The sequence below is a fragment of the Enterobacter sp. MEB024 genome (assembly GCF_030209635.1).
GTDB classification, from domain to species: Bacteria; Pseudomonadota; Gammaproteobacteria; order Enterobacterales; family Enterobacteriaceae; genus Enterobacter; species Enterobacter ludwigii.
On record NZ_JARVRQ010000001.1, the window covers coordinates 91350 to 113959 of the forward strand.

20 protein-coding genes are annotated in these 22610 nt (G+C 55.6%); 15 read left to right on the plus strand and 5 right to left on the minus strand.

What is annotated here, in order from left to right; translation table 11 throughout:
* Window positions 1–2: 2 nt before the first annotated feature.
* From yaiA to ppnP, 3 genes are all read left to right on the plus strand, one after another.
* Window positions 3–194 (plus strand): protein YaiA, encoded by a 192-nt coding sequence (gene yaiA / locus QRN24_RS00450; protein WP_013095817.1) that lies wholly within the window; start codon window positions 3–5, stop codon window positions 192–194.
* Between the two features lie 237 nt (window positions 195–431).
* Window positions 432–1109: an AroM family protein gene (locus tag QRN24_RS00455; protein ID WP_025204994.1), complete on the plus strand. Its 678-nt coding sequence runs from the start codon at window positions 432–434 to the stop codon at window positions 1107–1109.
* A gap of 71 nt (window positions 1110–1180) precedes the next feature.
* Window positions 1181–1468, plus strand: coding sequence for a pyrimidine/purine nucleoside phosphorylase (gene ppnP, locus QRN24_RS00460; RefSeq protein ID WP_014168827.1), 288 nt, complete (start codon window positions 1181–1183; stop codon window positions 1466–1468).
* A gap of 45 nt (window positions 1469–1513) precedes the next feature.
* Here the strand turns inward: ppnP and rdgC are convergent, their stop codons facing one another.
* A complete protein-coding gene (gene rdgC / locus QRN24_RS00465) occupies window positions 1514–2428 on the minus strand; it encodes a recombination-associated protein RdgC (RefSeq protein WP_014882739.1) in 915 nt (304 codons plus the stop codon).
* A gap of 123 nt (window positions 2429–2551) precedes the next feature.
* Between rdgC and mak the strand changes: the two genes are divergently transcribed.
* Window positions 2552–3457: a fructokinase gene (mak, locus tag QRN24_RS00470; RefSeq protein WP_047955103.1), complete on the plus strand. Its 906-nt coding sequence runs from the start codon at window positions 2552–2554 to the stop codon at window positions 3455–3457.
* 60 nt (window positions 3458–3517) lie between these two features.
* Here the strand turns inward: mak and sbcC are convergent, their stop codons facing one another.
* Both sbcC and sbcD read right to left on the minus strand, forming a co-directional pair.
* A complete protein-coding gene (gene sbcC / locus QRN24_RS00475; protein ID WP_284942210.1) occupies window positions 3518–6649 on the minus strand; it encodes an exonuclease subunit SbcC in 3132 nt (1043 codons plus the stop codon).
* The gene (sbcD, locus tag QRN24_RS00480) at window positions 6646–7851 is read right to left on the minus strand and encodes an exonuclease subunit SbcD (RefSeq protein WP_032681573.1); all 1206 of its coding nucleotides are present in this window, start codon (window positions 7849–7851) and stop codon (window positions 6646–6648) included. Before sbcD ends, sbcC begins: the two co-directional genes overlap by 4 nt.
* A gap of 187 nt (window positions 7852–8038) precedes the next feature.
* On the opposite strand from sbcD, the gene phoB reads away from it, so the two are divergent.
* The 8 genes from phoB to QRN24_RS00520 all read left to right on the plus strand — a co-directional run bounded on the left by phoB (window position 8039) and on the right by QRN24_RS00520 (window position 18526).
* A complete protein-coding gene (phoB, locus tag QRN24_RS00485; RefSeq protein ID WP_008503265.1) occupies window positions 8039–8728 on the plus strand; it encodes a phosphate response regulator transcription factor PhoB in 690 nt (229 codons plus the stop codon).
* A 21-nt stretch (window positions 8729–8749) separates the two neighbouring features.
* Entirely contained in the window at window positions 8750–10045 is a 1296-nt protein-coding gene (gene phoR, locus QRN24_RS00490; protein WP_014168833.1) for a phosphate regulon sensor histidine kinase PhoR, read from the plus strand.
* A gap of 409 nt (window positions 10046–10454) precedes the next feature.
* A complete protein-coding gene (brnQ, locus tag QRN24_RS00495; RefSeq protein ID WP_014168834.1) occupies window positions 10455–11774 on the plus strand; it encodes a branched-chain amino acid transporter carrier protein BrnQ in 1320 nt (439 codons plus the stop codon).
* An 81-nt stretch (window positions 11775–11855) separates the two neighbouring features.
* Complete coding sequence (gene proY / locus QRN24_RS00500; protein WP_014168835.1) at window positions 11856–13229, plus strand: proline-specific permease ProY; 1374 nt, start codon at window positions 11856–11858, stop codon at window positions 13227–13229.
* Between the two features lie 153 nt (window positions 13230–13382).
* On the plus strand, window positions 13383–15200 hold the full coding sequence (gene malZ / locus QRN24_RS00505; protein WP_284942211.1) for a maltodextrin glucosidase: 1818 nt from the start codon (window positions 13383–13385) through the stop codon (window positions 15198–15200).
* Between the two features lie 200 nt (window positions 15201–15400).
* Window positions 15401–16042: a hydrolase gene (locus tag QRN24_RS00510; protein WP_020885231.1), complete on the plus strand. Its 642-nt coding sequence runs from the start codon at window positions 15401–15403 to the stop codon at window positions 16040–16042.
* A 48-nt stretch (window positions 16043–16090) separates the two neighbouring features.
* Window positions 16091–16636 carry an antibiotic biosynthesis monooxygenase gene (locus tag QRN24_RS00515; protein WP_014168838.1) on the plus strand — a complete coding sequence of 182 codons (546 nt, stop codon included), beginning with the start codon at window positions 16091–16093 and terminating at the stop codon, window positions 16634–16636.
* Window positions 16637–16657: 21 nt separating this feature from the next.
* Window positions 16658–18526: an amidohydrolase gene (locus QRN24_RS00520; protein ID WP_223398376.1), complete on the plus strand. Its 1869-nt coding sequence runs from the start codon at window positions 16658–16660 to the stop codon at window positions 18524–18526.
* Between the two features lie 70 nt (window positions 18527–18596).
* Here the strand turns inward: QRN24_RS00520 and QRN24_RS00525 are convergent, their stop codons facing one another.
* Together QRN24_RS00525 and acpH are read right to left on the minus strand one after the other, a co-directional pair.
* Window positions 18597–19199 carry a peroxiredoxin gene (locus tag QRN24_RS00525; RefSeq protein WP_014168840.1) on the minus strand — a complete coding sequence of 201 codons (603 nt, stop codon included), beginning with the start codon at window positions 19197–19199 and terminating at the stop codon, window positions 18597–18599.
* 127 nt (window positions 19200–19326) lie between these two features.
* Window positions 19327–19908 (minus strand): ACP phosphodiesterase, encoded by a 582-nt coding sequence (acpH, locus tag QRN24_RS00530; RefSeq protein WP_025204983.1) that lies wholly within the window; start codon window positions 19906–19908, stop codon window positions 19327–19329.
* Window positions 19909–20000: 92 nt separating this feature from the next.
* Here acpH and queA point away from each other — a divergent pair, with 92 nt between their 5' ends.
* From queA to yajC, 3 genes are read left to right on the plus strand one after another with little or no spacing between them, the layout of a single operon-like run.
* Window positions 20001–21071 (plus strand): tRNA preQ1(34) S-adenosylmethionine ribosyltransferase-isomerase QueA, encoded by a 1071-nt coding sequence (gene queA / locus QRN24_RS00535; RefSeq protein ID WP_032677507.1) that lies wholly within the window; start codon window positions 20001–20003, stop codon window positions 21069–21071.
* A 53-nt stretch (window positions 21072–21124) separates the two neighbouring features.
* The gene (tgt, locus tag QRN24_RS00540) at window positions 21125–22252 is read left to right on the plus strand and encodes a tRNA guanosine(34) transglycosylase Tgt (RefSeq protein ID WP_020885227.1); all 1128 of its coding nucleotides are present in this window, start codon (window positions 21125–21127) and stop codon (window positions 22250–22252) included.
* Between the two features lie 22 nt (window positions 22253–22274).
* The gene (yajC, locus tag QRN24_RS00545) at window positions 22275–22607 is read left to right on the plus strand and encodes a preprotein translocase subunit YajC (RefSeq protein ID WP_000007630.1); all 333 of its coding nucleotides are present in this window, start codon (window positions 22275–22277) and stop codon (window positions 22605–22607) included.
* Window positions 22608–22610: the final 3 nt, after the last annotated feature.

The window sequence follows — 22610 nt, forward strand, 5'->3', positions numbered from 1 at the left end:
CTATGCCAACCAGACCTCCCTATCCACGTGAAGCACGCATCGTTACCGTTGAAAAAGGCAATGGCGATCAAACCGTCACCTGGTATCAGCTGCGTGCCGATCACCCCAAACCAGACTCTCTGATCAGTGAACATGAAACTGAACAGGAAGCGCTCGATGCCAAACGGCGCTACGAAGATCCTGATAAGTCGTGAATGAATTCCTAAAGGGCTAAATACCGTGCCTGAATCACACTTTTTACTCATCGCAAATGTTAAGCAGGAGTTAATATTTAGTTATTACAGGTAACTCCGTAATGGGCAGGCGATCTTTACATTTCGCGATGGGGATCACCTGCTACGCTTGGTGCTGTTTTGTTGAAAAAACGAACTGTGCAGCGTAGTGAGCCTGTACCTGTGTGAAAGATTTAGCGGTAATGGAAGGCGATGAAGATGAAGGCGACGTTGGCGATCCTCACTATTGGTGTGGTCCCTGTAAGCGAAGTGTTACCGCTCTTAACCGAGCATGTATCTGAACAACAGATAACGCATCTAAGCCTGCTGGGGAAGATGAGTCGGGAAGAGGTCATGGAAGACTACGCTGTAGAGGCGGGGGAGGATCCCCTGGCGACGTTATTAAGTGACGGTAAACTGGCGCATGTTTCGCGTCAGAAAATCGAGCGCTCGCTGCAGAGCGTAATAGAAGTGCTCGATAATCAAGGCTATGACGTTATTTTACTGATGAGTACTGCACCTGTTAAGGGACTCATCGCCCGTAATGCGATTTTGCTGGAGCCGATGCGGATCATTCCGCCGCTGGTGGCCTCCATTGTTGACGGGCATCAGGTGGGGGTCATTGTTCCCATTGAAGAGCTCATGGACAACCAGACGGCAAAATGGCACGTACTCGAAAAAATGCCTTTGTATGCGCTGGCCAATCCCTTCTGGGACAGCGAGGCCGCGCTGATTGAGGCAGGACGGGAACTGCTGGAGAGAGGGGCCGATGTGTTGATTCTGGACTGCCTTGGATTCCACCAGCACCACCGTGATTTACTGCAAAAGGCGCTGGATGTCCCGGTGCTGTTGTCCAATGTTCTGATGGCCCGGCTGGCCGCAGAGCTGTTGATCTAATGATTTTGCGTGACAGGTGATGATCATGGCCCCTATAGTGAATTTTTATCTAAAAATATAAGGGCCAGTTCATGCTTCAAAGTAACGAATACTTTTCCGGTAAAGTGAAATCCATTGGTTTTACCAGCAGCAGCACTGGCCGCGCCAGTGTCGGCGTTATGGCTGAAGGGGAATACACCTTTGGTACAGCCGAAGCTGAAGAGATGACGGTGATCAGCGGTGCGCTCAACGTCTTACTGCCGGGGGAAACAGAATGGAAAGTTTACTCTGCCGGACAAGCGTTCAACGTCCCTGGCCACAGCGAATTCCATCTGCAGGTTGCTGAACCGACCTCTTATCTGTGCCGCTACCTGAAATAAAACGTTTTATACCCTCTCCCTGCCGGGAGAGGGTCACTGCAGGCATTACCGCTGCGCTTCGCCGCCGAGGCCTTCTACCAGATTCTGAATTAACGCTGCCAGCTCTCCGGTCATCAGGATAAAGTCCGCGTCAAAGCGCTGGGCGTAATCTTCACGATCGATATCTTCGTTCTGATCGCGCAGCTCATCGCAGAATTTCAGACGCTTCACCGAGCCGTCATCGCACATCACAAACTGAATACGCTGCTGCCAGTCGAGTGCCAGTTTGGTCACCACTTTGCCCGCTTCAATGTGTACGGCGATCTCGTCGCTCACCAGATCCTGCTTTTTCGCGCGGATCACGCCGCCATCTTCGAGCAGGGCTTTGAGCTCAGCTTCATCAAGGATCTGGAAGCCCTGGGCCGCTGTACCGCTGCGCACCCATTCGGTCAGGGTCAGTTCAATCGGCGTTTCCAGCGCCAGCGGAACGACCGGTAACGATCCGATGCTTTTGCGCAGCAGGGCCAGCGTATCTTCCGCTTTTTTGGCGCTGGCGCAGTCCACCATGATCAGCCCGTTAACGGTATCGATCCACATCATTGTCTGGCTGAAACGGCTAAAGGCGCGCGGCAGCAGAGAGTGCAGAACTTCGTCTTTCAGCGAATCTTTTTCGGTTTTTTTCAGCTTGCGACCCTGTTCGGCTTCAAGCTTGAAAATTTTCGCTTCGAGCGCCTGCTTGACCACCGGCGTGGGCAGAATTTTTTCTTCTTTGCGGGCGCAGACGATGATTTGACCCGTGCTGCTGGCGTGGGTCAATGCATCGCTTTGTGAACCCATTGGAGGAACCCAACCGGTTTTTGCCATATCCTGGCTACCGCAAGGGGAAAAGCTATAAGCGGCTAACTGTTTTTCCATCTCTTCTGCACGCAGCGAAACGTCGCGGCTGAGACGGTAAACCATCAAATTTTTGAACCACAGCATGATAATTTCCACGGCCTTGTCGTTAAATCAGCGGGCATGATAACGAATTGTCGCATCGCTTGCATTGCTAATCGGGAAGCGGGCTTCTACTCTGTTGATAATCAAAATAATGAGGAGTGTCTTGTGCGTATTGGGATTGATTTGGGCGGCACCAAAACAGAAGTCATCGCACTGAGCGAGCAGGGGGAGCAACTGTTCCGCCACCGTCTGCCTACCCCGCGCGATGATTATCACCAGACTATCGAGACGATTGCCCGGCTGGTTGACATGGCTGAGCAGGCGACAGGGCAGACCGGCACCGTTGGGATGGGGATCCCGGGCTCAATCTCGCCCTATACCGGGGTGGTTAAAAACGCCAACTCCACCTGGCTCAACGGTCAGCCTTTTGATAAAGATTTAAGTCAGCGCCTGAACCGGGAAGTGCGTCTGGCAAATGACGCCAACTGTCTGGCCGTCTCCGAAGCCATTGACGGTGCCGCCGCAGGGGCCCAGACCGTTTTTGCGGTCATTATCGGGACCGGCTGTGGCGCAGGCGTGGCCCTGGGCGGGCGTGCCCATATTGGCGGCAACGGTACGGCGGGCGAGTGGGGACATAACCCCTTGCCGTGGATGGATGAAGATGAACTTAAATACCGCGCCGAGGTGCCGTGCTATTGCGGCAGGCAGGGCTGTATTGAGACGTTTATCTCCGGCACCGGTTTTGCCACCGATTACCACCGCTTGAGTGGCCAGCCACTCAAGGGGAACGAAATTATGCGCCGGGTCGGGGAACACGATCCGGTGGCTGAGCTGGCTCTCAGCCGCTATGAAATGCGGCTGGCGAAATCCCTGGCGCACGTGGTGAATATCCTTGACCCTGACGTGATTGTGCTCGGCGGCGGGATGAGCAACGTCGACCGTTTATATGCCACGGTACCGAATCTGGTGAAGCAGTGGGTCTTCGGCGGCGAGTGTGAAACCCCGATCCGCAAAGCGGTGCACGGGGACTCCAGCGGCGTGCGCGGCGCCGCGTGGCTCTGGCCGCTATAGCCATTCTCCCTCTCCCTACGTGAGAGGGGCAGGATGAGGGTGCCCTCATGCAGGGCACCCTCACTCCACCGCAAACACCTTATCCAGCTTGCTATACCCCAGCCCGTTAATCTTCTTCACTTTGATCTGCACCGGGATCCGCTCTTTCATCGCCTCGACGTGGCTAATCACGCCAATGGTTTTCCCGGTGGCGTTCAGCGCGTCGAGCGCATCCAGGGCGGTATCCAGCGTTTCGCTGTCGAGCGTGCCGAAGCCTTCATCCAGGAACAGCGAATCGATGCGTGTTTTGTGGCTCACCAGATCGGAAAGCGCCAGCGCCAGTGCCAGGCTAACAAGGAAGCTTTCGCCGCCGGAGAGGGTACGGGTATCGCGCACCGCGTCCGCCTGCCAGGTATCCACCACTTCGAGTTCCAGCGCATCGCTGACCTTGCGCTGCAGCAAATAGCGCCCGTGCAGGCGATTTAGCTGCTGGTTGGCAAGCCAGACCAGATTATCCAGCGTGAGCCCCTGGGCAAACTTACGGAACTTGTCGCCGGTGCTGGAACCTATCAGCGAATTCAGATAGCTCCAGTCATCGGCCAGCCGCGCGGCCTCTTCAATATGCTGCATGAGCGCCAGCTGGTGCTGACGGTTATCGCTGTCCTGTTTAAGCTGCTGGCGGATCTCACCCTGATGAGTGGTGTTCTCCCGAAGCTGTTGCCCGAGTTGCTGTAGCTGCAACTGCAGGGTTGGCGCGTCGAGTTCCAGCCCTTCCGGTCGCTGCGTCTGATGAGCCTGCAGCTGCTGGTTTGCCTGTGCGAACAGCGCGGTTGCCTGCTGAAGCTGGTTTTCCAGGGTCTGCTTACGGTGTTCAAGACGGCGGATGGTCTCTTCATCAAGCAGTGCAGCCAGAAAGGCCTCCCGATCGGCGAAGCAGCTTGCGGTCAATGCGGCGGTAAAATGCGTCGTGGCGTGCTGCAGCCGCTCGCTTTCAAGGCTTTCCTGCTGTTGCAGTGTGGCAAGCTGGCTCTGAAGAGAAACGCATTCGTCGTGCGTTTCGCGCCAGTTATCAGGAATGGCCGGTTCGGTTTCTGTGTCGTTTGTGGCGGGCAGGGTGTCGAGCAGCGGCATCAGAGCCGTCATGCGCTCCTGCATGACGCCATGCTGAGTCTGTTTTTCCTGCCACTGTGCGAACTCGGTTTCTCGTTCGTTCAGCCAGGCAGCCTCTGTGCCTTCCTCCGGGACGTTGAGTGACAGCGTGAGCAGGGTCGTTTCCAGCGCCTGGCGCGTGGCCGTCAGTTGCTGTTGATACTGACGCGCCTGCGCGTCCTGTTCATTCAGCTGTTGCTGCAGCGTCAGACGCTGGCTCAGCTGGTAAAGCTGACGCTCATACTGCTCTTGTTCGTTCATCCACGGGGCAATATCTTCCTGAATATTCAGAGTGATATCCAGGGACGCGCAAACCGATTGCCACTCTTTAGTGAGCGCTTGCTCCTCCTGAGAGAGCGTCTGAGCGTCGTCTGTCTCACGCTGGATCTGCCGGGTCAGGGCATTCACCTGACCGAGAACTAACAATCCTTCCTCTTTAAGCGCAGCGACCTCTTTGGCTAACTGGTCGCGACGCTGCTGGTTGGCACTCAGCTCCAGCGCCTGATAGGCAGTGACCGCCGGGTGCGAGGTTGAGCCGCACAGCGGGCAGGGCTGTCCTGCCTGCAGCTGCGCACGCTCTGCCTCCAGACTTTTAATCTTCTCTTCCTGTCTGCAGAGCGTTTCAAGATCCAGATAATGTTGGTTTTTCTCTTTGTACTGCTGGCGACGCAGCGTCAGCGTTTCATTGAGTTTTACCTGCTCTGCCTGGGCTTTCTGCAGGCTTTCACCGTTCTGGCGCAGACGCTGTTGCAGCGGCAGATAACGGGCCTGAAGCGACATCAGCCGCTGGCGGAAAGTCCGTGACTGAGCCTGTTGCTCCATCGCCACGCTGACCTCGTCAGCCGTGAGCGTCAGGGCGTTTTCCGGCATCTCTGTCAGCTTCTGGCGTAATTCAGCAATGCGCGTGGAAAGCGTGGCGATCTGATGTTTATCGCGATTCAGCTGTGCAAAATGGGCGCGCCAGCCTGCTATCTCCTGGCCCCACTGACAATACCGCTCGTGCTCTGCCAGCCACTGTGCCAGCGCCGTAAGGTCGGTCTGCAGTTGTGCATGGCTACGCTGGGCCGTATTACGGATACGCGAGCGCAGCGCGGTTTTTGCTTGTAAGCGAGCATTTACTTCAACAATGCGTTGCTTCGTTTGCCCCAGTCGGGTGGTTTGCTCTTGCTGGCTGTCCCACAGTGGTCGCAGCTGGGCGGCGGGGTGAGCAAGCTGGAGCGTTGCCAGCTCGGGCGCAGCCTCGGTCAGTGCCTGTTGCGCCTGTTGCTGCAAGGTGGCAACGCGTTGCTGCTCACGTATAAGCTCGTCATTGCGCGTAAGCCACTGAAAATCTTTCTGTTGATTCTGCTGTTGCGCCAGCAGCGTTTTTTCTTCGTCAGTAAGTGCCTGCAAACTTTGCTGTAACTGCTGCTGTTGCTCTTCACTCAACAATACGACGCCTGCAGCCTGTGCTTCATACACCTCAAGGGCGTTACGCGCGGCTTTGTGTTTCTCAAACACCATGGCGGAAATCTGCCCGTAGATCTCGGTTCCGGTCAGTTCTTCCAGCAGTTCGGCGCGGTCGGAAGGTCTGGCATTGAGGAAGGCGGCAAATTGCCCCTGAGAGAGCAGCATTGAGCGGGTAAAACGGCCATAATCCAGCCCGGTGAGGGCGGCCGTTTGTTCCAGTTTATCCGACACTTTGTCGGCCAGAATTTTACCGTCCTCACAGCGTGCCAGCTCGACGCGTGGGGCCTGAAGATTACCGTCGGGCTGATTTCGCGCGCGGTTCTGACTCCAGAAAGCGCGATAGGCAATACCTTTGACTTCAAACTCAACTTCGGCAAGGCATTCGGCCGTGTCGCGCGTCATCAAATCGTTTTGTGCCTGGGAGACTTTCTGCAGACGCGGCGTTTCGTGATACAGCGCCAGACAAATGGCGTCGAGCAGAGTCGTTTTCCCTGCGCCGGTAGCCCCGGTAATCGCAAACAGTCCGTTGCTGGCAAACGGCTCCGCGGTAAAATCGATTTTCCACTCACCCTTCAGTGAGTTGAGATTTTTCAGACGCAGGCTGAGGATTTTCATGCGTTTTCTTCCTCATCGTTCAGGGCATGCAGGGTGTGCGTAAACAGCTCGTTCAGCCGTGCGCGTTTCGCGTCGTCAATCTCCTCGTGGGAGAGCCGGCGTTCAAAAACCTCTTCCACCCTGAGTTCGCTGAGCGTTTCGCGCTGAGCGCCGAGCAGAATTTTCTCGCGCTGCTCGCGGCTGCGGCGCACCAGCAGCACCTCTACCGGCAGGTCTTCCGTGAGTACCTGAATTTTACGCTGCACATCATGCAGGTAGTCGCCGCTGGCGATCTCAATATCCAGCCAGACCGGCGGGTTTTGTTCCACGCCGCGCCACTGTTCAAGCTGGGCGGTGATGGCGTCCAGATCGCCTTTCAGCACCGCCAGCGGCTGGGTGACGGGCACTTCCAGCGTGTCAACGGCGCTGAGCTTGCCGTCGCTAAAGCTCACCAGATGGACACTTTTGGCTTTGCCGGTCTCATCAAAACTCAGCGAGATGGGCGAGCCGCAGTAGCGAATGTGCTCGCAGCCGCCGATAACCTGCGCCCGGTGGATATGCCCGAGGGCAATATAATCCGCGGGCGGGAAGTTTTGTGCCGGGAAAGCATCCAGCGTGCCAATATAAATGTCACGCACCGCGTCGCTTTTGCTGGCCCCAACGGTGGTGAGGTGCCCGGTGGCAATCACCGGAATCGCCTGGTCGCCGCGAAGGGCACAGGCCTGGGCATGCTGCTGGTGGTAATAGTCGGTGATGGCCTGCAGCAAATGCTGCTGTTTTTCTGCGCCGGAAAGCCCCGCCTGGCTTTGGACAATATCGCGCGGGCGTAAAAATGGGATCGGACACAGTACCGCACCCGGCGTCCCGTCGCGCTTTTTCAGGATCTGCGGCGCATGTCCTGCGCTGGCCACCACGGTAGTATTGAGAAACGCCAGAATATCGCGGGATTCATTTAACGTTGCGACGGAATCATGGTTGCCGGCAACAATCACCAGATGACAGCCCGTTTGCTGCAGATTGACGACAAAACGGTTATATAACTCGCGCGCATAGCTGGGGGGCGAGCCGGTATCGAAGATGTCACCCGCCACAATAATGGCGTCCACCTCATGAGAGCGGGCCGTATCCAGCAGCCAGTTCAGGAACGCTTCGTGTTCAGCCGCCCGGCTTTTGCTGTAAAAATTTTGACCCAGATGCCAGTCAGAGGTGTGTAGTATGCGCATTGCTGATCCGTGGCGAAAAAGAGAAAGCAGGATTATAAACTGTCAGGGAACAGAAAATAACCGCTGTAATAAAACAACAGTTTGCCCTTTATAGTGGTACTGTTTTTCATAAATCTGTCATAAATCTGACGCATAATGACGCCGCATTACAAACTTGTAACTTAAATAAGATAAAACAGGGCAAAGTATGGCGAGACGTATTCTGGTCGTAGAAGATGAAGCTCCGATTCGTGAAATGGTGTGCTTCGTGCTCGAGCAAAATGGCTTCCAGCCGGTTGAGGCGGAAGATTATGACAGCGCGGTGAACCAGCTGAATGAACCCTGGCCCGATCTGATTCTGCTCGACTGGATGTTGCCTGGCGGCTCCGGGCTGCAGTTTATCAAACACCTGAAACGTGAAGCGCTAACCCGCGACATACCGGTTGTGATGCTCACGGCGCGCGGTGAAGAAGAGGATCGCGTACGCGGTCTGGAAACGGGGGCGGACGATTACATTACCAAACCGTTCTCACCGAAAGAGCTGGTTGCCCGCATTAAAGCCGTGATGCGCCGCATTTCACCGATGGCGGTGGAAGAGGTGATTGAGATGCAGGGACTGAGCCTTGACCCTACCTCACACCGCGTCATGACCGGTGAAAATCCCCTCGATATGGGGCCTACCGAATTTAAACTTCTGCATTTCTTTATGACTCACCCGGAGCGCGTATACAGCCGCGAACAGTTGCTGAATAACGTCTGGGGAACTAACGTGTATGTCGAAGACCGGACGGTTGACGTACATATCCGCCGCCTGCGAAAAGCGCTGGAACTGAGCGGCCACGATCGCATGGTGCAGACGGTCCGCGGCACGGGTTATCGTTTTTCAACCCGTTTCTGAACAATGACAGGAGTGTGACGCGTGCTGGAACGTCTGTCATGGAAAAGGCTCGTCTTTGAACTGATCTTATGCTGTATTCCGGCCTTCATTCTGGGGGCCTTTCTTGGATATTTGCCGTGGTTTCTGCTGGCGTCGGTTACCGGGCTTCTGATTTGGCATTTCTGGAACCTGCTGCGCCTCTCGTGGTGGCTATGGGTTGACCGAAGTATGACGCCTCCGCCGGGAAGCGGAAGCTGGGAGCCGCTGCTGTACGGTCTGCACCAGATGCAGATGCGTAACAAAAAGCGGCGTCGGGAGCTGGGAAGCCTGATCAAACGCTTCCGTAGCGGCGCTGAGTCGCTGCCGGATGCTGTCATTCTGACGACCGAAGAAGGGACGATCTTCTGGTGTAACGGCCTCGCGCAACAGCTGCTGGGCCTGCGCTGGCCGGACGATAATGGCCAGAACATCCTCAACCTTCTGCGTTATCCCGAGTTCACGCTGTACCTGAAAAAGCGTGATTTTACCCGCCCCCACAACCTGAAGCTCAATAATGGGCGCCATCTGGAAATCCGAGTGATGCCTTACAGCGATCAGCAGTGGCTGATGGTTGCCCGTGATGTCACCCAGATGCACCAGCTGGAAGGGGCGCGACGCAACTTCTTTGCCAACGTCAGCCACGAATTACGCACTCCGCTGACGGTGCTTCAGGGGTACCTGGAGATGATGCAGGAGCAAACGCTGGAAGGCGCGCCGCGCGAGAAAGCGTTGCATACGATGCGTGAACAAACGCACCGTATGGAAGGGCTGGTGAAACAGCTGCTGACGCTCTCGAAAATTGAGGCCGCCCCCTCGCTGGCATTGAATGACACCATTGATGTTCCGATGATGCTGCGGGTGGTGGAGCGCGAAGCGCAGACGTTAAGCCATAAAATGCATCAGCTGACCTTCGAGGTCGACAACACGCTCAAGGTGCTTGGCAGCGAAGATGAGCTGCGCAGCGCCATTTCTAATCTGGTGTATAACGCGGTGAATCATACGCCAGCGGGGACGGATATCGTGGTGCGCTGGCAGCACACGCCAACGGGCGCTGAGTTCAGCGTAGAGGATAACGGGCCGGGGATCGCACCTGAACACATCCCGCGTCTGACCGAGCGCTTCTACAGGGTGGATAAAGCGCGCTCACGGCAGACCGGCGGCAGCGGTCTGGGGCTGGCTATTGTGAAACACGCGGTGAATCACCATGAAAGCCGTCTCGATATTCAAAGCACGCTGGGTAAGGGAACCCGCTTCAGTTTCGTTATCCCGGAACGATTAATTGCCAAAAAGATCGCCTGACGACAGGCGTGTCAGTTTACCTTTCCACGGGCCAGCGTTTGCTGGCCCGTTTGCTTTGCAGTCAAGCGAAACGCGGCTGAATATTATACGGCTGGCTGTTTTTTGTTCGCATGATTAGCCATGGGTTTTTCTTATAATTAGCGTATTGTGCTGGTCTGTTTTTTGATGCTGGCATATTGTTCTGGTTTCACGATCCCATCTTGCCTTTAAACGTTATAAGCGTTTAAATTGCGCCCCAGATACTGTCATACCGACTGTATTTGCGTGGTAAATCGAAAAACTATTCTTCTCCACGCCAGGACGGGAGCATATCCCGCTGAAATTGAGCAAATTTTCCGCTGTATCGTCCCGTCAGGGATAGCGAAAATCTCAATGTTTTCAACACCACATCCACAGGCAGTAAGGTTTTATGACCCATCACTTAAAATCGCGTGACATCATCGCGCTGGGCTTTATGACATTTGCGCTGTTCGTTGGCGCAGGCAACATCATTTTCCCTCCAATGGTTGGCTTACAGGCGGGTGAACACGTCTGGACCGCTGCGTTTGGTTTCCTGATTACTGCTGTGGGTCTCCCGGTACTGACCGTCGTCGCGCTGGCGAAAGTCGGTGGTGGCGTTGATAGCCTCAGCACCCCGATTGGCAAAGTGGCCGGCATTCTGCTGGCGACCGTCTGCTATCTGGCCGTTGGCCCGCTGTTTGCGACCCCGCGTACCGCGACCGTATCCTTCGAAGTGGGGATTGCCCCGCTCACTGGTGATGGCGCGATGCCGCTGTTTATCTACAGCCTGATCTACTTCGCGATTGTGATTCTTGTTTCCCTTTATCCGGGCAAGTTGCTGGATACCGTGGGTAACTTCCTGGCTCCGCTGAAAATCGTGGCGCTGATTGTGCTGGCGGTTGCAGCCATCGTCTGGCCCGCAGGCCCGATTAGCGATGCGATGGACGCCTATAAAAACGCCGCGTTCTCCAACGGCTTTGTGAACGGCTACCTGACGATGGATACGCTGGGCGCAATGGTGTTTGGTATTGTTATCGTGAATGCCGCACGTTCCCGCGGCGTAACGGAAGCGCGTCTGCTGACTCGCTACACCATCTGGGCTGGCCTGATGGCCGGTGTGGGGCTGACGCTGCTGTACCTGGCGCTGTTCCGCCTGGGCTCAGATAGCGCCATACTGGTCGATCAAAATGCCAACGGCGCGGCGATCCTCCATGCTTACGTACAGCACACCTTTGGTGGTGCGGGTAGCCTGCTGCTGGCGGTACTGATTTTCCTGGCGTGCCTTGTCACCGCCGTGGGGCTGACCTGCGCCTGCGCTGAGTTCTTTGCTCAGTATCTGCCGCTCTCTTACCGCACGCTGGTCTTTATCCTGGGCATCTTCTCCATGGCGGTGTCAAACCTCGGTCTGAGCCACCTGATTCAGGTCTCTATCCCGGTGCTGACGGCCATCTATCCGCCGTGTATCGTGCTGGTGGTGCTGAGCTTCACCCGCCCGTGGTGGAACAACTCGTCGCGAATTATTGCGCCAGCCATGTTTATCAGCCTGATTTTTGGTATCCTTGACGGGATTAAAGCATCCGCCTTTGCGCAAATACTGCCAGCCTGGACACAGCGTCTGCCGCTGTCCGAGCAAGGCCTGGCCTGGTTGATGCCTACCGTTGTTGCACTGGTTCTGGCCATTATCTGGGATCGTGCTGCAGGGCGTCAGGTCGCATCGAACGCCCATTAATCAACGGCAACAAACTGTTTAACCACGGGGCTTAAGGCCCCGTGGTTTTTTGTTTTTTTCGAGTTGAATGGCAAGATTTAAATGGAAAGCACTAACAAACTCAAACGTGGACTCAGCACCCGCCACATTCGCTTTATGGCGCTGGGATCCGCTATCGGTACCGGTCTTTTTTATGGCTCGGCAGATGCCATTAAAATGGCCGGTCCCAGCGTTCTGCTGGCCTACATCATCGGTGGCGTGGCCGCGTATATCATCATGCGCGCCCTCGGGGAGATGTCGGTTCACAATCCGTCTGCCAGTTCGTTCTCGCGCTATGCGCAGGAAAACTTAGGCCCGCTGGCGGGCTTTATCACCGGATGGACCTACTGCTTCGAAATTCTGATTGTGGCTATTGCCGACGTTACCGCCTTTGGCATCTACATGGGCGTCTGGTTCCCCGCGGTTCCGCACTGGATCTGGGTGCTGAGCGTGGTGCTGATCATCTGTGCCGTCAACCTGATGAGCGTGAAGGTGTTTGGTGAACTGGAGTTCTGGTTCTCCTTCTTCAAAGTTGCCACCATTATCATCATGATTATCGCGGGCTTCGGGATCATCATCTGGGGTATCGGCAACGGCGGTCAGCCAACGGGGATCCATAACCTCTGGAGCAACGGCGGCTTCTTCAGCAACGGTTGGCTCGGTATGGTGATGTCGCTGCAGATGGTCATGTTTGCCTACGGCGGGATCGAGATTATCGGCATTACCGCCGGGGAAGCGAAAGATCCGGAGAAATCCATTCCGCGCGCCATCAACTCAGTGCCAATGCGTATTCTGGTGTTCTATGTGGGGACGCTGTTCGTCATTATGTCCATCTACCCGTGGAACCAGGTGGGCACTAACGGCAGCCCGTTTGTGCTGACCTTCCAGCATATGGGCATCGCGTTTGCCGCCAGCATCCTGAACTTTGTGGTGCTGACCGCCTCGCTTTCGGCAATTAACAGTGACGTCTTTGGCGTGGGCCGCATGCTGCACGGAATGGCGGAGCAGGGCAGTGCGCCTAAAGTGTTTGCCAAAACCTCTCGTCGCGGCACGCCGTGGGTGACGGTAATGGTAATGACCGTAGCCCTGCTGCTGTCGGTCTACCTGAACTACATCATGCCGGAGAATGTGTTCCTGGTGATTGCGTCGCTGGCGACCTTCGCGACCGTGTGGGTGTGGATCATGATCCTGTTGTCACAGATTGCGTTCCGTCGCCGTCTGTCACCGGAAGAGGCGAAAGCGCTGAAGTTCAAAGTGCCGGGTGGGGTGGTGACAACCGCTGTCGGTCTGGTCTTCCTGGTCTTTATCATCGCCCTGATTGGCTATCATCCGGATACCCGTATCTCCCTTTATGTGGGCTGCGCGTGGATCGTCCTGCTGCTGCTGGGCTGGATGTTTAAATGCCGCCGCGACCGTCAGCTGGCGCAGGCACAGTAATCTTCCCTCTCCCCGCAGAGGGACTGGAAGGAGGCATCCGCTCACGCTGATGCCTCCTCCCCCGTCCTCCTCCCTCAATAAACCTCGTCATGATGAGCTAACCTTAACCACCCTGTGGCAAGGTGACGTCAATTTCATCAAAGGGGATTCGTGATGTTAAACGCCTGGCACCTTCCGGTTGCCCCATTTGTTAAGCAAAACAAAGACAACCTTGTGATTACGCTCTGGCTGGCGGGGGAAAATCAGCCTGAACGCGTGACGCTACGCGCCGAAATTGATAACGAAGAGACCGCGCTGAAAATGCATAAGCAGCGCAGCCAGCCGCAGCCCGGGATCACGGCGTGGCGGGCAAACATCGATTTAACCCGTGGACAACCGCGTCGTCGCTACAGTTTTAAACTGCTGTGGAATAACCGCCAGCTGTGGTTTACCCCGCAGGGGTTTAGCCGTTTTCCGCCGGCCCGGCTGGAGCAGTTTGCTGTCGATTACCCGGACAATGGCCCGCAATGGGTTAACGATCAGGTGTTTTACCAGATTTTCCCGGACCGCTTTGCCCGCAGCGAAAAGCGCACTGCAGACCAGGACAAGGTGTATTACCACCACGCAGCAGGTCACGACATTATCCTCAAAGCATGGGATGAACCGCTGACCGCGCAGGCGGGTGGCTCGACGTTTTACGGCGGCGATCTCGACGGGATCAGCGAAAAACTCCCGTACCTGAAAAAACTGGGCGTGACGGCGCTGTACCTTAACCCGGTGTTTAAAGCCCCGAGCGTGCATAAATACGACACCGAAGATTATCGTCATGTTGATGAGCAGTTTGGCGGCGATGCGGCGCTGCTGCGCCTGCGACAGAACACTAAAAACGAAGGGATGCGCCTGATTCTGGACGGCGTGTTCAACCACAGCGGGGATTCGCACGCGTGGTTTGACCGTCATAACCAGTCGATGAGCGGGGCATGCCATAACCCGGATTCGCCGCAGCGTGACTGGTACAGCTTTAATGAAGAGGGCTACGCGCTGGACTGGCTGGGCTACCCAAGCCTGCCGAAGCTGGATTTCCAGTCGCCTTCTCTGGTCAACGAAATCTACGGCGGTGAAGACAGCGTTGTCCGCCACTGGCTTAAGGCGCCATGGAACATGGACGGCTGGCGTCTTGACGTGGTGCATATGCTGGGTGAAGCGGGCGGAGCGCGTAATAACCTTCAGCACGTTTCAGGTATCACCCGCTCAGCGAAAGCCGCGCAGCCGGAGGCCTTTGTCTTTGGCGAGCATTTTGGCGATGCACGCCAGTGGCTGCAAGCCGATGCAGAAGATTCGGCCATGAACTACCGCGGTTTTACCTTCCCGCTATGGGGATTTCTGGCGAACACCGATATCTCTTACGATCCGCAGCATATCGACGCCGAAACCTGTATGGCATGGATGGATAACTACCGCGCCAGCCTGTCGCATCAGCAGCAGTTGCGGATGTTTAACCAGCTGGACAGCCACGATACCGCACGTTTCAAATCCCTGCTTGGCAAGGATGTGGCACGTCTGCCGCTGGCCGTTACCTGGCTCTTCACCTGGCCAGGCGTGCCGTGCATTTACTACGGTGATGAGGTGGGGCTGGAGGGGAACAACGATCCCTTCTGCCGCAAAACCTTCCCCTGGGATCCGGCGAAGCAGGACAAGGCGCTGCTCAGCCTGTACCAGCGTCTGGCTAAGCTTCGTAAACAGAACCAGGCGCTGCGTTACGGTGGCTGTCAGGTGGTGTATGCCCACGATAACGTGGTGGTGTTTGCCCGCGTCTACAACCAGCAACGCGTGCTGGTCGCCATCAACCGCGGAGAAGCCTGTGAAGTGGTGCTGGATGACTCTCCGTTGCTGCACGTGAAGGCGTGGCAACGCAAAGAGGGTAAAGGCACGATTCAGGAAGGCATTCTCTCCTTACCGGCCATTTCCGCCTCCGTCTGGTTCGGAAATTAATCGTGATCAGCAACCGGTTTATTTCCCGGTTGCTGAAAATTCCCCTAAGTTGTTCGGTTAATTTCAACAGAGGGGACAAATATCTTTACTATCCGCTCAATCAATTCTCGCTATACTCAAATTGCTTTATCAGTCAGGGCCCTTTCTCATATAGCACACCAAAACGTTGGCTTTTAACACATTGATTAAAAGGTACTTTTATGTCTATTCGTGAACTGATTGACCCGTCCAATTCCGTACTGATTTTTATCGATCACCAACCGCAAATGTCTTTTGGCGTGGCAAATATTGACCGTCAGTTATTAAAGAATAATACGGTGGCTCTGGCAAAAGCAGGCAAAATTTTTGATGTTCCGGTTATCTACACCTCTGTCGAAACAAAAAGCTTTAGCGGATACATCTGGCCAGAATTGCTGGCGGTTCACCCGGAGGTTAAACCGATTGAACGTACCTCTATGAACTCCTGGGAAGACGATGCGTTTGTTGCGGCAGTGAAAGCAACGGGCCGCAAGAAACTTATCATCTCAGCCCTGTGGACCGAAGTTTGCCTGACCTTCCCGGCGCTGATGGCTCTGGATGAAGGGTTTGAAGTTTATGTAGTGACCGATACTTCCGGCGGTACCTCCGTAGATGCCCATGAACGTGCGATTGACCGTATGGTTCAAGCGGGCGCGGTTCCTGTGACCTGGCAGCAGGTGCTGCTTGAGTATCAGCGCGACTGGTCTCGCAAAGGCACTTACGACGCGGTCATGGACCTGGTCCGTGAGCACAGCGGTGCTTATGGCATGGGCGTTGACTATGCCTACACCCTCGTTCACGGCGCGCCAGAACGCAAAGCGTAAACCTTTCAGGGCGGGGTTCTCCCGCCCATTAATGACCAGGAAACTATTATGGCGCACACATCGCATGTCACGCTGGTGATCACCCACACCTTGCTGCCGGGTCAGGCTGAGCGATACGAACAGTGGCTGGGTAAGATCATGCCCATCGCGGCGGAATTTCCGGGGCATCTTGGCGCGAACGTCATCCGCCCGACCGACGGACAACATCTGTGGACGGTGATAATCCGTTTCGACACCCTCGAACACCTTTCTGCGTGGACCCAGTCCGATACCCGTAATGCGCTGGTAAAAGAGATTGAACCGCTGCTGGCGGAAGGCGATAAAACCGAAGTGCGTACCGAGGCGGCGTTCTGGTTTACCCCACCGGAGCCTCATGTGCGTAAGCCTAAACAGTGGAAACAGTTTCTCATTACCCTGCTGGTTATCTTTCCCAGTACCAACCTGGTACCGCTGGTCACCGGTGCGTTGCTTCCTGGCCTGAAAGGTACGTTGTTGCTGCATCTGATTAACGATGCCTGTGTGGTCGCGCTGGTGGTCTGGCTGTGGATGCCCATCGTGACCCGTCTGTTTGCCGGATGGCTCAAAAAAGCCTGATTCGGCTGAAAGGAGTACGTTATGTCTCAAACTGCCACACTGATCTTAACCAAAGGTAAGATCCATACCCTCGATCGCGAAAACCCGCTCACGGAAGCGGTGGCTATTGCTAACGGCAAGATTCTGGCGACGGGCAACCACGATCGCATTATGAGCTATGCGACGCAGGGAACGCAGATTGTCGATCTGAAGGGAAGTACGGTGATCCCCGGGCTTAACGATTCGCACCTGCACCTGATCCGCGGCGGGCTGAACTACAACCTCGAGCTGCGCTGGGAAGGCGTACCGTCGCTGGCGGATGCGCTAAGGATGTTGAAAGATCAGGCCGATCGTACACCTTCACCTCAGTGGGTTCGGGTGGTGGGCGGCTGGAGCGAGTTTCAGTTCGCCGAACGCCGGATGCCGACCATCGAAGAGCTTAACGAGGCGGCACCGGATACGCCGGTGTTTGTCCTGCACCTCTACGATCGCGCTCTGCTTAACCGCGCCGCGTTGAAAGCTGTCGGCTACACCAAAGAGACGCCAAACCCGCCGGGCGGGGAGATTGTGCGTGATAACCACGGCAACCCGACCGGGCTGCTGATCGCTAAACCTAACGCGATGATCCTCTACGCCACGCTGGCAAAAGGACCGAAACTCCCCATTGAGCAGCAGGTTAACTCCACGCGCCAGTTTATGCGTGAGCTTAACCGTCTGGGGCTGACCAGCGCCATTGATGCCGGCGGCGGCTTCCAGAACTACCCGGAAGATTACGAGGTGATTGCCGAACTGCACGCCAAAGAGCAGATGACGGTGCGTATTGCCTACAACCTCTTCACCCAGCGCCCTAAACAGGAGCTGGAGGATTTTGAGCGCTGGACCGATATGCTCAAACCGGGGCAGGGCACAGACTTTTATCGTGCGAACGGGGCAGGAGAGATGCTGGTCTTCTCGGCGGCGGATTTTGAAGATTTCCTCCAGCCGCGCCCGGATCTGCCGCAAGGGATGGAAGACGAGCTGGAACGCGTGGTGCGCCACCTGGTGGAAAACCGCTGGCCGTTCCGGCTGCATGCCACGTATGACGAATCCATCAGCCGGATGCTGGATGTCTTTGAGAAGGTGAACCGTGAGATTCCGTTTAACGGCCTGCACTGGTTCTTTGACCATGCGGAGACCATTACCGAGCGTAATATCGAGCGCGTCAAAGCGTTGGGGGGCGGTATTGCGGTGCAGCACCGTATGGCGTTCCAGGGCGAATATTTCGTCGACCGCTACGGCAAAGAGGCGGTGAAACACACGCCGCCGGTGGCGAAAATGCTGGAACTGGACGTGCCGGTTGGGTTAGGAACCGACGCAACCCGTGTGGCGAGCTATAACCCGTGGACGGCGCTCTACTGGCTGGTCTCCGGGCGAACCGTCGGCGGCCTGGCGATGTATGACGACAATAACCGCCTGCCGCGTGAGGTAGCGCTGGAGCTGTGGACCGCAGGCAGCGCGTGGTTTTCCAGCGAGCAGGGTAAAAAAGGCCGTCTGGTTGAAGGGCAGCTTGCGGATCTGGTGGTGCTGTCGAAAGATTACTTCAACGTGACGGAAGAGGAGATCAAGGGCATTGAATCGGTGCTGACCGTTGTGGATGGCAAGGTCGTGTATGCCGCCGGTCATTTCAGTCCGCTGTCACCGCCGCCGATCCCGGTTGTGCCGTCGTGGTCACCGGTCGTGAAAGTCCCGGGGCATTACCGCTCTGCGCCGCCTGCAGCCAGTAAAGTGGGGGCGGTGGTACAGATGCACCAGTGCATTGGTAGCTGCGGAGTGCATGGCCATGCGCACGGCATTGCGCGGCAATCGGATATCCCGGTATCTGATGACCAGGCATTCTGGGGCGTGCTGGGGTGTTCGTGCTTCGCGTTTTAACATGTGAAGAGTGAGATCGTACAAAACAAAAAGGCCCGCTGATGCGGGCCTTTTCCGTAAACCGTGCCGATTACAGGCTGGATACGTTCTCAGACAGGTATTTAGCAACGCCGTCCGGAGACGCGTTCATACCTTCTTTACCTTTTTCCCACTGAGCCGGGCACACTTCACCGTGCTCTTCGTGGAACTGCAGCGCGTCAACCATGCGCAGCATTTCGTCGATGTTACGACCCAGTGGCAGATCGTTAACAACCTGGTGACGAACGATGCCGTTTGCGTCGATCAGGAAAGAACCGCGCAGTGCAACACCAGCGTCCGGATGTTCGATACCGTAAGCCTGCTGGATTTCGCGTTTGATGTCCGCAACCATTGCGTATTTCACCGCACCGATGCCGCCTTTGTCGACAGGGGTGTTACGCCATGCGTTGTGTACAAATTCAGAGTCGAAGGAGACGCCTACAACTTCTACGCCACGCTTCTGGAATTCTTCGTAACGTTTGTCGAATGCGATCAGCTCAGACGGGCAAACGAAAGTGAAGTCCATTGGCCAGAAGAACAGAACGGTCGCTTTACCGTTGGTGTGCTGTTTGAAGTTGAAGTTTTCAACGATTTCACCGTTGCCCAGAACTGCTGCAGCTGTAAAATCCGGAGCCGGACGAGTTACCAGAACCATGTGATTCTCCTGTAGATACTAAGGTTATTTGGAACGCAACGCCGCCCAGTATAGAGAGTGTTCATTGATAAGACAAAGAGGCGCTAACAATCGTTCAGCAAGCTTTCACCTATCAATGGCATTTCTGTTATAGCTGTTTGTTTTTCGCCTGGGTCATCATACGCGGATAGAACTGCCAGAATCGTGTCTCCAGCGCCTCGTAGTGGGCGTCCAGGTCATGCCAGGAGTCGCGCAGCGCGTCGAGTCGCGGTCGACGACTCGCCATCCCGTTTAACACATTCTGTATAAAGTCCATCTCGCGATAGCGCTCAAGCCAGCGTTCTGACCAGAGATAGTTATTCAGATTCACAAAGCGCGGCGGCGAATCCGGCAAAATAATGGACACCTGCTGGTGGGCATAGCGCACGAACGCGTTTAGGGGCATCTCGGGAGAGAGTGTTTCCCAGTGCCGCGAGAGGAAATGGTCCCACATTACATCGAGCGTGATCGGTGCGACGCGCCGCGTTTCAGGGCGGAACCACGCTTTGGCTTCCTGGACTTCCGGCAGGTTATCGGTCAGTACGTCGATACGGCGATGCATAAAAATCCCGTCGACAACCTCTGCGGAGTACGCGTCGGCGGGATTACCGCGCACGAAATCGGCCAGCAGATTGCCGGAAAGAGAACTGTCAGCGAGATGAGCAAGATGCAGGTGAGCGAGAAAATTCATGCGTTTTATTTGTCCAGGGGCGGCTAGTTGTTGCAGCAAAAGGGTGTGAGCACTAGACTATGCCGCCTGTTTTTAAGTCACGAGTATACGTCATGCGCGTCGCCGATTTCTCCTTTGAACTACCTGAATCCCTGATTGCTCACTACCCAATGCCTGAGCGCAGTAGCTGTCGTTTGCTGTCACTGGATGGGCCGACGGGCGAGCTGACGCACGGTACTTTCACCGATTTGCTCGACAAGCTCAACCCTGGCGATCTGCTGGTCTTTAACAATACCCGCGTGATCCCGGCGCGTCTGTTTGGCCGTAAAGCCAGCGGCGGCAAGATTGAAGTGCTGGTCGAACGTATGCTTGATGATAAACGTATTCTGGCACATATTCGCGCCTCTAAAGCGCCGAAGCCGGGTGCAGAGCTGCTGCTTGGCGATGATGAGAGCATCCGTGCAACCATGACCGCGCGTCACGATGCGCTGTTTGAGGTGGCGTTCAATGACGAGCGCACGGTGCTCGACATCCTGAATGCGATCGGCCATATGCCGCTGCCCCCTTACATCGAGCGCCCGGACGAAGAGGCTGACCGCGAGCTGTACCAGACCGTCTATAGCCAGAAGCCTGGCGCGGTCGCCGCGCCGACGGCGGGCCTGCATTTTGATGAACCGCTGCTGGAAAAATTGCGCGCGAAAGGCATCGAGATGGCCTTCGTGACCCTGCATGTCGGTGCGGGTACGTTCCAGCCGGTGCGCGTGGACAGCATCGAAGACCACATCATGCATTCCGAATATGCCGAAGTGCCGCAAGAGGTGGTGGATGCCGTTCTGGCCGCCAAAGCACGCGGTAACCGCGTTGTGGCAGTGGGCACCACGTCGGTACGCTCCCTTGAGAGCGCCGCGCAGGCCGCCAAAAATGACCTGATTGAGCCTTTCTTTGGCGATACGCAGATCTTTATCTACCCAGGCTATCAGTACAACGTGATTGATGCCCTGGTAACCAACTTCCATCTGCCTGAATCAACGCTGATTATGCTGGTGTCCGCTTTTGCGGGTTATCAGCACACCATGGCGGCGTACAAGTCTGCGGTAGAACAAAAATATCGCTTTTTTAGCTACGGGGACGCGATGTTTATCACGTACAATCCGCAGGCTTTGAATGAGCGTGTCGGGGAATAAGTCCGCGGCACCGTTTTACAACGTTGGACTGTTTTTCTGACGTCGGAGAAAAAATGAAATTTGAACTCGATACCACCGATGGTCGCGCACGTCGCGGCCGCCTGGTGTTTGATCGCGGCGTGGTGGAAACCCCCGCGTTTATGCCTGTGGGCACCTACGGCACCGTAAAAGGGATGACGCCGGAAGAAGTGGAAGCCACTGGCGCACAGATTATCCTCGGCAATACCTTCCACCTGTGGCTGCGTCCTGGTCAGGAGATCATGAAGCTGCACGGCGATTTGCATGACTTCATGCAATGGAAAGGCCCGATCCTGACCGACTCCGGTGGTTTCCAGGTCTTCAGCCTGGGCGACATCCGTAAGATCACCGAGCAGGGCGTACACTTCCGTAACCCGATCAACGGCGATCCGATTTTCCTCGATCCTGAAAAGTCTATGGAGATTCAGTACGATCTCGGCTCTGATATCGTGATGATCTTCGACGAATGTACGCCATACCCGGCCGACTGGGATTACGCGAAACGCTCCATGGAGATGTCGTTGCGCTGGGCGAAGCGTAGCCGTGACCGCTTTGACTCCCTGCAGAACAAAAATGCGCTGTTCGGTATTATCCAGGGCAGCGTTTACGAAGATTTACGCGATATCTCTGTTAAAGGTCTGGTAGAGATAGGTTTTGATGGCTACGCTGTCGGCGGTTTGGCTGTGGGTGAACCGAAGGAAGACATGCATCGCATTCTGGAGCATGTCTGCCCGCAAATCCCGGCAGATAAACCCCGTTACCTGATGGGTGTGGGTAAACCTGAGGACCTGGTTGAAGGTGTGCGCCGCGGCATTGATATGTTCGACTGCGTTATGCCAACCCGCAACGCGCGTAACGGTCATCTGTTTGTGACCGATGGCGTGGTGAAAATCCGTAACGCGAAGCATAAGAGTGACACCAGCCCGCTCGATTCCGAGTGCGATTGCTACACCTGTCGCAATTATTCTCGCGCGTACCTGCATCATCTTGATCGTTGCAATGAGATTTTGGGCGCGCGTCTCAATACCATTCATAATCTTCGTTATTATCAGCGCTTAATGGCTGGTTTACGCAAGGCTATTGAAGAGGGTAAATTAGAGAGCTTCGTGACCGATTTTTACCAACGTCAGGGTCGAACCGTTCCACCTTTGAACGTTGATTAATTTTAATAATGAGGGAATTTGAATGAGCTTTTTTATTTCTGATGCGGTAGCGGCAACAGGTGCTCCGGCGCAGGGCAGCCCGATGTCTCTGATTCTGATGCTGGTTGTGTTCGGTCTGATCTTCTACTTCATGATCCTGCGCCCACAGCAGAAGCGTACCAAAGAGCACAAAAAGCTGATGGACTCCATTGCCAAAGGTGATGAAGTGCTGACCAACGGTGGTCTGGTCGGTCGCGTAACCAAAGTGGCTGAAAGTGGCTACATTGCTATTGCCCTGAACGACACCACTGAAGTGGTTATCAAACGTGACTTCGTAGCTGCCGTTCTGCCGAAAGGCACCATGAAGGCGCTGTAATCC